Source organism: Sphingomonas sp. LR55, from assembly GCF_036856015.1.
In the GTDB taxonomy this organism is placed as follows: domain Bacteria; phylum Pseudomonadota; class Alphaproteobacteria; order Sphingomonadales; family Sphingomonadaceae; genus Sphingomonas.
This window is the reverse complement of sequence record NZ_JASPFO010000001.1, coordinates 3192379-3203990: the sequence shown is the minus strand read 5'-3', so window position 1 is coordinate 3203990 and position 11612 is coordinate 3192379. Positions and strand designations below refer to the sequence as shown.

Annotated in this window: 12 protein-coding genes and 1 pseudogene; 5 read left to right on the top strand and 8 right to left on the bottom strand. The window is 65.1% G+C overall.

Annotation, left to right across the window (positions count from 1 at the left end; all coding sequences use genetic code 11):
- Entirely contained in the window at nucleotides 1-1299 is a 1299-nt protein-coding gene (locus tag QP181_RS15415; RefSeq protein WP_333929087.1) for an aspartyl/asparaginyl beta-hydroxylase domain-containing protein, read from the bottom strand.
- A 221-nt stretch (nucleotides 1300-1520) separates the two neighbouring features.
- On the opposite strand from QP181_RS15415, the gene QP181_RS15410 reads away from it, so the two are divergent.
- From QP181_RS15410 to QP181_RS15400, 3 genes are read left to right on the top strand one after another with little or no spacing between them, the layout of a single operon-like run.
- Nucleotides 1521-2636, top strand: a complete 1116-nt coding sequence (locus QP181_RS15410; protein WP_333929086.1) for a sulfotransferase family protein — start codon at nucleotides 1521-1523, stop codon at nucleotides 2634-2636.
- 5 nt (nucleotides 2637-2641) lie between these two features.
- Entirely contained in the window at nucleotides 2642-2839 is a 198-nt protein-coding gene (locus QP181_RS15405) for a hypothetical protein (protein WP_333929085.1), read from the top strand.
- A 50-nt stretch (nucleotides 2840-2889) separates the two neighbouring features.
- Nucleotides 2890-4488 (top strand): tetratricopeptide repeat-containing sulfotransferase family protein, encoded by a 1599-nt coding sequence (locus QP181_RS15400; protein ID WP_333929084.1) that lies wholly within the window; start codon nucleotides 2890-2892, stop codon nucleotides 4486-4488.
- Nucleotides 4489-4575: 87 nt separating this feature from the next.
- Here QP181_RS15400 and QP181_RS15395 read toward each other — a convergent pair whose 3' ends face one another.
- Together QP181_RS15395 and QP181_RS15390 are read right to left on the bottom strand one after the other, a co-directional pair.
- Nucleotides 4576-6600, bottom strand: a complete 2025-nt coding sequence (locus QP181_RS15395) for a TonB-dependent receptor domain-containing protein (RefSeq protein WP_333929083.1) — start codon at nucleotides 6598-6600, stop codon at nucleotides 4576-4578.
- Nucleotides 6536-7780, bottom strand: coding sequence for a TonB-dependent receptor plug domain-containing protein (locus QP181_RS15390; RefSeq protein ID WP_333929082.1), 1245 nt, complete (start codon nucleotides 7778-7780; stop codon nucleotides 6536-6538). The genes QP181_RS15395 and QP181_RS15390 overlap by 65 nt, the downstream gene beginning before the upstream one ends.
- 292 nt (nucleotides 7781-8072) lie before the next feature.
- On the opposite strand from QP181_RS15390, the gene QP181_RS15385 reads away from it, so the two are divergent.
- Entirely contained in the window at nucleotides 8073-8534 is a 462-nt protein-coding gene (locus QP181_RS15385) for a hypothetical protein (RefSeq protein ID WP_333929081.1), read from the top strand.
- Nucleotides 8535-8561: 27 nt separating this feature from the next.
- Here QP181_RS15385 and QP181_RS15380 read toward each other — a convergent pair whose 3' ends face one another.
- Genes QP181_RS15380 through QP181_RS15370 form a run of 3 tightly spaced genes read right to left on the bottom strand, consistent with a single transcriptional unit; the run spans nucleotide 8562 to nucleotide 9542 of the window.
- A complete protein-coding gene (locus tag QP181_RS15380; RefSeq protein ID WP_333929080.1) occupies nucleotides 8562-8693 on the bottom strand; it encodes a hypothetical protein in 132 nt (43 codons plus the stop codon).
- Complete coding sequence (locus QP181_RS15375; RefSeq protein ID WP_333929079.1) at nucleotides 8680-9081, bottom strand: hypothetical protein; 402 nt, start codon at nucleotides 9079-9081, stop codon at nucleotides 8680-8682. Before QP181_RS15375 ends, QP181_RS15380 begins: the two co-directional genes overlap by 14 nt.
- The gene (locus tag QP181_RS15370; RefSeq protein WP_333923736.1) at nucleotides 9078-9542 is read right to left on the bottom strand and encodes a hypothetical protein; all 465 of its coding nucleotides are present in this window, start codon (nucleotides 9540-9542) and stop codon (nucleotides 9078-9080) included. The genes QP181_RS15375 and QP181_RS15370 overlap by 4 nt, the downstream gene beginning before the upstream one ends.
- A gap of 49 nt (nucleotides 9543-9591) precedes the next feature.
- Between QP181_RS15370 and QP181_RS15365 the strand changes: the two are divergent.
- Nucleotides 9592-10425, top strand: a pseudogene (locus QP181_RS15365) (TauD/TfdA family dioxygenase); the annotation flags it as partial.
- Nucleotides 10426-10552: 127 nt separating this feature from the next.
- Here QP181_RS15365 and QP181_RS15360 read toward each other — a convergent pair.
- A complete protein-coding gene (locus QP181_RS15360; protein ID WP_277984094.1) occupies nucleotides 10553-11401 on the bottom strand; it encodes a M23 family metallopeptidase in 849 nt (282 codons plus the stop codon).
- Nucleotides 11398-11598: a DUF2093 domain-containing protein gene (locus tag QP181_RS15355; RefSeq protein WP_055881745.1), complete on the bottom strand. Its 201-nt coding sequence runs from the start codon at nucleotides 11596-11598 to the stop codon at nucleotides 11398-11400. The genes QP181_RS15360 and QP181_RS15355 overlap by 4 nt, the downstream gene beginning before the upstream one ends.
- Nucleotides 11599-11612 lie beyond the last annotated feature (14 nt).

Here is an 11612-nt window from a genome sequence, read left to right as displayed (position 1 = left end):
TCAGTCGCCGATCTGCGCGCGAAGATCATAGCCGTTCGCGTCTGCTACAGGGAAGAACGCGCGCAGGACGTCGCGCTCCACCTCGGTGAGATACGGGTTCCAGACATCGAAGATTAGGATCGCACGCAGTTGATCGGAACGGTTCCACGCCTCGTGTTCGATCGTGTCGTCAAACGCCCACGCCTCGCCGACCCGCCATTCGCGCGTCTCACCGCCGACCCGGAACCCGCATTTGTCGGGTACGATCAGCGGCAGATGGATGATCGCGCGAACGTTGCTGACGCCGGTATGCGCGGGAAGGCGCGTGCCGGGTCGCAGCAGTGAAAAGAAAACGGAGGGTGCGCGGGCGGGCAAGTTGGCGAGCGGCAGTGCCTCGATCGCAGCGGCGGTCTGCGGACAGCGCGCGCAGGCGGCATCGTCACGAACGCCGTTTTTCCACAGGTGGAACGCACCCCAGTCGAGCCGGTTGTCGAGCGCCGACCATTTGTTCTCGGGCGTGCCTGGCTGCATCACTACATAAGGCTGGATGCCGGGCGAGTCCGCCGCCAGTAGCGCCTCCAGTTCGGTACGGATGATGTCGGTCTGCGCTTCGATCTGCGCGAGCCACGGAAAATGCGCGCGATCAAAGAACTCATCGGCGGGTAGGAACGGGACGTGCAGGCCGGAACAGATGTTCGTGTATATCCGCCGCCGCCCGATCAACGCGTCGATGCACCCGTCGACACGCCGCCGGTCGCCGGCCGCAATGCCGTCGCGCAACCGGGCAAGGCCAGTGTCGACCGCCTCGGCAAACGCCGCCTGCTGTCGCGCGACGAAGGCATGCGCGTGTGCCAGCATCGTATCGATCGCGGGCGTGCGCTCTTCGAGCAGCACCGACATCGCCAGGACCCCGCTCCAGCGTTCGGCGGCGCGATCGTCTTCACCGCGTCGCTCGAACAATTCGGCAAGCCGTACCAACGCCATGAAATGCCGCTGGTCGATCGCCAGCGCGCCTTCCAACGCGGCTTGCTCGCCGTCGTCGTTGCCACTCTCGCGCATCGCCGTGGCCAGATTGATGTGCAGTTCGGGCGCAACCGGATCGGCGGCGATCGCCCGCCGGAACAGGGCGGCAGCTTCGATCGGTGCAGCACGCGCCAAAGCCTGTCGTCCCAGGATATTGAGCGCAAGCGGATGATCGCCGGTCGTCGCCAATACGAGGCGACATAACCGCGCCGCCTCATCGGCATTTCCCGCTCGTTGCGCCTGCCTCGCCGCACCCAGAAGAGTCTCGATCTCCCTATGGCCCACAATTTGATTCATGCCCGCCCGTGCCCCCAAAATCGCGACCAAGCTTACCGCGATTGCACGGGTGGACAAGCGACCGTTTCGTTGCGCAGTTGGGCTATATGGTCAGTCCAACATCCCCACAGTTTCCAACGCTTGCAGCAGCGGTAGCCGCGACGGCATACGATGCCGAATGGCTGGCGCACCGCTATGACCCCGTCCAGGATGCCGTCCACCTTCTGCCGGTCTCCCGCGCCGTGCATCGCACATCGATTTTCCTGACTGAGGAACATCTGCCCGACGACCTGGAGCCGCTGGTTTTACCACGCCGTGCGATCATCGCTGCGGCGCCGCCGACCGCCCCGCTCCATTTCGTGTTCCACTCGGCCTTTTGTTGTTCGACGCTGGTCGCGCGCGCGTTTGACCGTCCCGGTTGGGCGATGGGACTGAAGGAGCCGACGATCCTCAACGATCTGATCGGCTGGCGGCGTCGCGGCGATAAGGGCCCCGACATGGCGAGCGTACTCGACGACGTACTCACCCTGCTGGCGCGGCCGTTCGCACCGGGCGAGGCGGTGATCGTAAAGCCGTCGAATGCGATCAACGCGCTCGCCGCGCCAATCCTGACGCTGCGTCCGGAGTCGCGTGCGCTACTGCTCTACGCGCCGCTGCGGACGTATCTCGGATCGGTCGCCAAGAAGGGTATCGACGGGCGGCTCTGGGTGCGCGTGCTGTTGCTCGGGCTGCTCGACGACAAGCTGGTCGATCTCGGTTTTGCGCCACGCGACTATCTCGGCCTGACCGATCTCCAGGTCGCCGCGGTTGGCTGGCTCGCGCAACAGATGCTGTTTGCGCGGCTGGTCGAACGGTTCGGGGCGGAGCGGATAAGAACGCTCGACAGTGAGAGCCTAACGGGCGATCCAGCTGGGACGATGCGCCGATTGGCGACGCTGTTCGGCCTCGATCTGGATGATGCGGGTCTGCACGAGATCGTGACGGGTCCGGCGTTCACGCGCCATTCCAAGCTCCAAGCGGATTTCGGGATCGCGGATCGTGCCGAGGAGCACCGCGACGCTGCCGACACGCATGCAGACGAGATCGAAAAGGTCCTGGTCTGGGCGCAGGCGGTCGGTGCCGCCGCCGGGGTTGCGCTCACGCCCCTGCCCCCCTCGTCGAGATGCCGCGCCGCTGACCGCATCCGGTCGAGACGCCTTGCGGCGGAGGCGCGTGCGATCAGCCGCAGGGCTGTCCCATCGACACATCCTTGCAGGACGAGCTCCCGGTCGACTGGCGCAGCAGATCGCGATCGCGCTCCCATTCGGCCTTGGTCTTGCAGATGCGGTAACCATCGACCAGCGACCCCGTCCGGATGAATTTCTTGCAGATCATCTTGGCGCCCGGATCGGCGGATTTTTCACCGACGTCCTTCTGCGGCGGTGAAGCTACGGCACTGGCGGCGATCGGCATCAGCAACGCCGCGGCGACGAAGAAACGCATCATGGTCGAGTCCCTTGCATACCTGGGTGCAGTACCCCCAAGACTTGTGGCAGATCAGACGACAGTTCGAAAAGGCTAAATATGCGACAGACGGGAAGCCGCAGACCAACCACCGCGCGCGATCCGATATTGCGCGCGAAGATCGACCGCGCACTGGCGGGCAATGCGATCGCGCAGGCTGCGAAATTGGCTGAAACCGCGCTCGCGCGGGGCGATGTCGACCCGATGCTGCTCAATCTCGCCGCGTGGCAGCGCGAAGAGTCGGGCGATTACGCGGGCGCGCATCGCCTGCTCCGGCAGGCGCTCATACTAGCGCCGGGGGATCCGCTGATCCTCGGCGCGATCGGCGCGGTACTGCGCAAGGAAGGGTTGCTCGACGAGGCTGCAGCGGTGCTCGACCAGGCGCTTGCAGTTGCGCCGTTTCACGCAGCGACGTGGCTCGAGCGCGGCTATGTCTACGATGCGTTGCGATCCTGGGCGGACGCGAAGGTCAGTTACGCGCAGGCGCTGGCGCTCGATCCGATGCTGGCACCGGCGTTGGCCAAGCTCGCGGACGGGGCCGCGAAGGACGGGGATGCCGCAACCGGGCGCCAGCTCGCGGATCGCGCGCTGGCGATCGACCCGCGCGAGCCGACCGCTTTGTGCGCACTGGCGACGATCGACATCGAAGCGCGCGACGGGACGGCAGCGGAAGCGCGGATGACCGCCTTGCTCAAGACCGCGGTGAAGGGCGATGATCGCACCCGCGCCTTCACGCTGCTCGGCGACGCGCTCGACCGGCAGGATCGGACGCGGGACGCGTTTGCCGCCTATGGTCGCGCGCAGACGAATTTCCGGTCGATCTACACTGCACAATTGTCACCGACCGCGGACCGCCCCTCGCATCGCAGCTTTATCGAGACGATCGCGGCACAGGTTCGCGATACGCCCCCCGCCCCCCGCGCGATCGTCGACGGTGCGGTTGCCGGTGCGGCGGCGCGACACGTGTTCCTGCTCGGTTATCCGCGGTCCGGCACGACACTGGTCGAGAACGTGCTGGCGAGCGCACCCGACGTCGTCGCGCTCGAGGAACGCGATACGCTGGTCGATACCGACGAGGTGCTGGTCGCGAACGACGGGACGATGCCGTCGCTCGATACGCTCGACCTCGCGACGATCGACGCGTTGCGCGCGGCTTATTGGCGGCGGGTGACGACGATGGCGGGCAGCGTCGTCGGCAAAACGTTCGTCGACATGAACCCGTTCAACGGGATCAAGCTGCCGATCATCGCGCGACTATTTCCCGACGCCAAGATCCTGATCATGCGCCGCGATCCACGCGACATCGTGCTCAGCTGCTACCGGATCAACTTCACCCCGAGCACCGCCGCATGGGCGTTCAGCGATCTGGTGGAAACCGCGCGCCATTACGATGCGCTGATGCAGTTGACCGAATTGTGCCGCGGCCGCCTGCCGCTGGCGTTTCACGAGGTCCGGTACGACCGGCTGGTGACCGACTTCGAGGCGACCGTGCGCCATCTCGCCGCGTTCCTCGACCTGCCCTGGACCGAGGACTTCCGCAAATTCGATCGCACCGCGCAGACGCGTGGCGTGCGCACCGCCAGCGCGACGCAGGTGCGCCGCGGTCTGTTCGACGGACGGGGGCAATGGCGGCGTTATGCCGACAACCTCGCACCGGTGCTGCCGATCCTCGCGCCCTGGGTCGAACGCTTCGGGTTCGACGCCTGAACGGAGAGCAGGGCGAAGACCCGGGAAACACACAAAAAAGGGGCTGGCCGAAGCCCGCCCCTTCTTCAGACGATCGGTGCGATCCGATCAGAACTTCATGCGTGCGCCGAACTGGAAGCGGCGACCGATCGCGTCATAGGTCGACGGGAAGGTGTTGCCGCTGTTGAACGACGTCGAACCGATCGTGCCACCGACGATCGGAGGCGCCTTGTCGAGCAGGTTGGTGACGGTGACCGTAAAGTCGAGGTTGTCGCCAACGCCGATGCGGGTCGCCAGATCGAGGTAGTTATACGCCTTGATCTTGCCAAAATCGACGACTTCGCCAGCGAGAGCGCCCGAGCCGATCGTACCGGCGAAGGCGGTGACGCCGTCTTCGACCTTCATGCTGCCAACGTGACGCCACAGGAGCGAGATGTCCGCAGGACCGAAGGTCAGCGTGGTACGCTGGTTCCACGTGAACGCGGGCTGGAGCGAACCTGCCGCCGAGCTTGGACCTGCCGAGCCCGGCGAACCGCAGTTGCTGCTGTAGAGCCCGACGCACTCGCGATACTGCGAGATCGGCGTTGCCTTGAACTTCGAGCGGTTCGTCCAGTTGCCCTGGAAGCTGAGGTTCAGCTTCGTGAAGCCGAGATCGCGGCGATAGTTCGCACCGAGATCGATACCGTCGGTCAGGATACGACCCTGGTTCGATGGCGTGAAGTTCAGACCGCCCGTCGTTGCAGGATCGCCATCGAGAGCACCCGTGACGGGGTTGCGACGGATCGCCGTGCAGAGCGGGTTCGAAGCGCTGGCTGCGTTGACGTTGACGGCGCCACCGGCTGCGACGCCCTGACCGAAGCATGCATCGATCGCGTCACCAGGCAATGGCTGTGAAATCGCATTGCGGATACTGATGTTATAGTAATCGACCGTGATCGACAGACCCGGAATGAAGTGCTTCGGCTGGATGACGACGCCGAACGTGTAGGAGTCCGATGTTTCCGGACGCAGTGCCAGGCTGCCGGAGAACGTTGCCGCCGGCTGTCCTGCAGTCGGGTTCCGGATCAGGCCGATCGAGGCTGCCGGAGCACCCTGCCCAAGGCAGACTGCTGCCAGATTGGCGTTCGTTGCAGGCCCAGCATACGTTGCCGTCGTGCGGCACGGATCCTGCGCCAGGTTGGTCAACCCGACGCTCGATGGCGAGAATAGCTCGGCGATGTTCGGCGCACGAACCGCACGCTGATAGTTGCCGCGCATCTTCAGGCCATCAAACGGCTCCCAGCTACCGCCGCCCTTGTAGGTGGTCGTGTTGTAGCTCGGGTTGTTGTCCGCGAACACCTTGTAGTCCGAATAGCGCACGCCAGCTTCGACCGTCAGGCTGCGGAAGAACGGACGATCCGCGATCAGCGGCGCGATCAACTCGCCATAGCCTTCGACGACTTCATAACCGCCGTTGAAGTTCAGGACTGCACCACCGGCGCCGCCGAGCTCACCCGCGGTCTGTGACAGCGTATCGGCGCTCTGCGAGCCCTTGTACTTGCGATACTCGGTCCCGGCAGCGAAGCCGACCGGCTCACTCGCCAATGGCGACGAGAAACCGAAATCACCGGTCAGCAGCGCGCGGGCCTGGGCCAGCGACGCGAACTGACGGGTCGTGCTGTCTGCCGTCAGATACCCGATCTGATTGGGCGTGATCGAACCGTCTGCACCGAAGATGTTGAGCGGAACGCAACCGCTGCCTGCGTTGGTGCCCGCACCGCCGGCGGCGAGGACAACCGTTTGGCCGCTCGCATTGACGGTCGTGACCGCAGGCGAAGCCGCGAGGCAGCTCGTCGTGTTGGTCGCGAACAATGCCGTGCGCGCACGCGACGCCAGCACATAACCCGACTGCGTCTGGCGGTTCTCCGACTCACCATAGCCACCCGACACGTCGAGGTTGATCGAGTTCGTGATCCCGATCTTGGCGCCAGCGTGGTAATCGAAGATCTGCGTGACGAACTGCGAGAGACGCGGACCGACTTCGGTGCTGCGACGACCGATCGTCGTCGTGATCGCGCGGAAGTTCGGGTCAGAGAGGCTCGTCGCCGATGCCGCTGCGGTGCACTCGGCCGCCGTCAGCTGACGGTTGATCAAAACAGGCGTACCACCGCCCGGGAACGAATATGCCGGGTTGGCAGCGCAGAATTGCGCGCGCCGTTGCCGGCAGATACGGATTGCTGAGCGGGATGAGTGCGGACGTGCCGAACAGACCCGACGGTGCAATCACCGTGTTGACGGTGTTCTTCGAGAACATACCGCGCGTGTAGACTTGGACGTTGTCGGCGACATCGTAATGCGCGGCAGCGTACAGGTTGTAGCGCTTGAACGGCGTCTGGAACACGTTGTACGGATTGAAGTTGAAGCCGTCGCGCGAGGCCACATACGGACGCAACGTACCGGTCTCCGGCACGAGCGCATTCTGTGCGCTGCCAACCGTGAAGCGGCCTGGAACCGTCGTGCCCGAACCACCACGACCACCCGAGGTCGATGTGTAGTTGTTGAACGAGATGCGACGCGAACCCTGATAAATCGGGTCCGACTTCTGGTAGCCGATCGAGAGCACTGCGTTGCCCTTGTCATCAGCGAAGTTGCCGCCGATGGTCAGGTCCGCACGGGTCGACGCGCCATCGCCCTTTTCGGTGATGCCCTTGGAGAGGTTAAGCTCCATGCCCGAGAAATCGGAGCGGGTGATGAAGTTGACGACACCCGACACCGCGTCGGCGCCATAGGTCGTTGCCGCGCCGCCGGTCAGCGTGTCGACACGCTCGATCAGGGCCAGCGGGATGTTGTTCAGATCGACGCGACCGACCGTGCTCGATGGGACGATACGCGTGCCGTCGAGTAGGACGACGTTGCGGAAGTTGCCGAGACCGCGAAGATCGACGAACGACGCACCGCCGTTGCCGTTGTTGACGTTCTGGCCGATCGACGCGACGACGCCCGGAAGATCGCGGATCAGCGACTCGGCGTTGCCCGACTGACGCAGCGCGATCTCTTCCTGGCCGATCACTGCAACCGGGCTAGACGAAATCAGGTTCGGGTTACGGATCAACGTACCGGTGACGACGACTTCGCCCGTGCTGCTCGCGTCTGCGGGAGGCGCCGATTCCTGGCTCGAAATGCCAGCGGCGGGGGCCGCGGCGTCGGTGCTCTGGATGCCCGTCTTGGGCTGGCTGGCGGGATTGGCGTCCTGCGCGAAGGCGGGATTGGCAGCGATCACGGCGCCGACCAGCAAGGTCGAAGCCAACAAGCGCGAACGATATGGAGCAAGCATGAAAAGTCCCCTTTCATGATCCGTTGTCCGGACCATCTTCCGACGTTTGCCGGTTAGATGTTGCGTTGCGTAATCGAATTGCGACGGTTCGCCAACGGCGCCGTAACACTAGCGACATATTATTGCGGATTGTAGCAAGCGCGCCACACTCCCCTTCGCTCGACTTGTCGACCCAGCAGGATCGGCATAGCGTGATGGCGAGGAAAATTGCGGGGAAAGCGGGATGACCGGACGGATTCTAATGGCTTCGATCGCCTTGATATGCTGCAGCGGCGAAGGCACGGCACAGGAGATGTCGAGCGGTAAAGTCATGGAATCGCTGTCGCATTGCCGCGCGATTTCCAGTGCCGAATCAAGGCTTGCCTGTTTCGACGCGGCGGCGGCTGCGATCGAAACCGCGGTCAAGGCGAAGGACGTCACGATCGTAGACCGCCAGGATATCCGAAAGGCGCGGAAATCGCTGTTCGGTTTTTCGGTGCCCCATATTCCGCTGTTCGGTGGCGGCGACCGCGACGACGGTCCCAAGACCGACGACTTCACCGAGCTGAACACTACGATCGCAAGCGCACGACCGATGGAGAATGGCCGGATCGAGCTCCGGCTGGCGGACAGCGAGGCGGTCTGGATGACAACCGATCCGATGTCGTTCCCGCCAAAGGCCGGCGCCAAGGTCCGTATCCGTCAGGGTGCGATGGGCAACTACTTCATCGCGATCAACGGCGAGCGCAGCGTGCGTGGCATTCGGGTGCGCTGAACACCGCCGCGATCACGTACCCGACGGTCAAACGGCGAGCGGAATAGCTCGCAGCGTCGCCAGTGCGGACGAGGCTTCTGTCTCGCGCGCGGCGATCCAGCGTTCGGCTTCGTCGAGATCGACGGAGAGCTCGGCCTCGATATCGTTACGGCGCGCCAAGCGATCGGCGTTTCCGAACGATTGTGCCGGGTTCTTCGAATAGGTCGCGAACAGCGCCCCCGACACGGGCTTCGATCTCGCGCGGTGACAGCGGTACGCCGAAATGCGCCGCCGCCGCGGTCAGGGCGGTGGTCGGATCCGCGAAGAACGTCTCTGCATCCAGGCTGCGCGCGTTCACCATGCCCCCCGCCGCGTCGGCGTATAGTTGCATCTGGGCGAGCCACAGCGCAGCCGCGCGCTGGGCATCGGAAGCATTGTGCAGCGCGCCGATTGCCCCGCCGACATGCTTGCCGAGCTGCGTCGTGACATTGCGGAGCCACGTCCGATGATTGTCGCTGCGCAGGATGGCAAACAGATACTCGCGCAACGGCAGATACAGAAAGATCATCGGCGCGCCGGGCGTTGCCGCGCTGATCCGGGGAGCAGGAAGTTGGTCGGGACGTTGCCCTTGACGATCGTTGGCAAGTCCGGGCGGTAGCGTTTCGACAGCATCGCGGTCGTCAGCGCCAGTCGTCCATCGGGTGGGCCGAAGGCGAGTTGGCGCAACGCCTGAGGCTCGCGCAACACGAGGTTCGCGTCGGCGTCATCTAGCGCACGTGCGAGCAGCGTCGATCCGCAATGCGCGACATGCATGATCCAGCCGGTCGGCAAAGACGCCGGAATGCTTTCGATCAATGCCGCAACGGGCACCCGCAGCGCACCGTCCTCAGCCGGCGAAATCCGCGCATCGAGGAAGATCGACCGGTGATAGGCGGCCCGGTCCATCGGCACGAACACCGCGGTGTCGCCGTCGAACGAATGCAGATAATGATCGGGCGAAGCGTAGAGATCGGCCAGCGTCAGGGTCATCGTCGCGGGTATAGCTCCGCTGCCGGATTGCCGCTATCCCTGCCCGGCCATGCCAAAGATCCACGCTCCCGAGCCCGGCCGCCCCTATGTGCTGGTCGAACCCGCAGACGAAGCCGGGATCCTCGATATCGACCCGGCGCAGATCGTCGCGCTCTACAAGACGCACGGCGCGCTGCTGGTGCGCGGGTTCGGCGCCGATGCTGCGCAATTCCGGCGGTTCGCGGGCAAATTCTGCTCGACCTCGGTGATGAACGAGAGCCCGGGGCGGCGACCAATCGAGCCGGAGTTCAACATCCATACCGTCGATGGCGGGACCGGGGCGTTTTCGCTTCACCCCGAATTGTCGCGCGAACCGTGGAAGCCCGACGCGGCGTTCTTCGCCTGCCTGTCGCCGCCGTCGCGTGGTGGTGAAACGCTGGTCTGCGATGGTGTCGCGCTGGTGAACGCGCTGCCCGACGCGCTGCGCCGCCTGCTCGAGGATCGACGGCTGCTGTATATCAAGCCGACCTGGCCCGCGTTGCTCGACTTCTGGCTCGGCGATCCCGATCCGAGCGACGCGGTGCTGGCTGCGCCGCCGCCGTCCTGCCCGTATTCCTTTCGGCGGATCGAGGGACAGGTGTTGCGGATCTTCACGCGGCCCGCATTGCATCGGCCGATGTTCATCGATGCGCAGGCGTTCGGCAATTTCCTGCTGTTTGCACGGTTCAACAACAACCGCCCCGATTTTCCGCTGCTCGACGACGGCTATCCGGTACCCGAGCCGTGGCTGCAGGCGATCAAGGCGGCGGGGGACAGCGTCAGCGCCGCGGTCGCCTGGCAGGCCGGCGACGTGCTGATGCTCGACAACACGCGCTTCATGCATGGGCGCAGGCCGATCCTCGACGCGAGCGAACGGCTGATCGCGACGTTCTTCGGCTATGTGAACTTTGCCGAACGCGATCCGGAGGAACCGGTCGATCCGCCGTGGCGGCGCGGCGATTTCTATCCGCCGATCCCCCCGGCCTGCAACGCTAGCCGCCGGGCATCGGCCCGGCGAGCAGCAGCGGATCGAGCTTGGCGTCGTTCCAGCGCAGGCTCCAGTGGAGATGCGGGCCGGTCGCGCGGCCGGACATGCCGACCGCGCCGATCGGCTGGCCCCTGGTCACGCGATCGCCGACCTTCACGTCGATCCGCGACAGATGCAGGAACGCGCTGTTGAGGCCCATGCCGTGGTCGAGCATCAGCAGGTTGCCCTCCAGCGTGAAGGGATGGTCGGCCGCGAAGATCACGACGCCGGCCGCCGGCGCGCGCACCACGGTCCCCGTCTCGCGCGCGATATCGATCCCCGAATGATAGGATCCCGCCTCGCCGTTGCGGTAGATGCGCTGCGATCCGAACAACGTCGAGATCCGCCCTGTCACCGGCCACGCAAATGCCCCTCGCCAGCCATCGGAGGAGGCGGAAATCTTCCGTGCATCGACGATCTGCGCGAGCTCGCCAGGACGGATGCGCGCGAATTCTGCCTCGGGGACGGGATATTTGGGCAGGGTGGACAGCCGCGAGATGTCCCAGCTTCGGGGTGCGATCGTCAGCGATTGCTGGATCGTGCGACCGTCGGCAAGTGTCGCGCTCAGCATCGCTTGCGGGCCGGCGTCGCGGTCGAAGCCGGCGAGGAAGCGGCCGTCGGGGGCCAGCGCGATCGGCGTGCCGTTCAGCATGACGGTGCGCGTTCCGGCGGGGGCGGTCCCGAGGATCAGTCCGCCCTGGCTGAGCGTGCCGGTCCAGCGAAAGGGGCTCGCAGTTGCGGTAGTTGGCGGCGGCGCTTGCTGGGCGGTGGCGCTGGTCGCGGCCAGCAGGACGAGCACCGCCGCCCGGATCATCGCGGCGCCATCGCTTCGCTGGCGGCGGCGGCGGTGGCGTAGGCTTCCTGGCGCGCGACGCTCCAATAGCGCAGGTCTTCGAGCGCGATGCGGTGGCCGGTGGCGGCGCAGGCGACGTGGTCACCGGGGCTGAGGACGCGGAATCCGTTCGCCATATAATGCAGGCGCGCGGCGCGGTCGGAGTTGGACATCAGCATTGCGAGAACTCTTC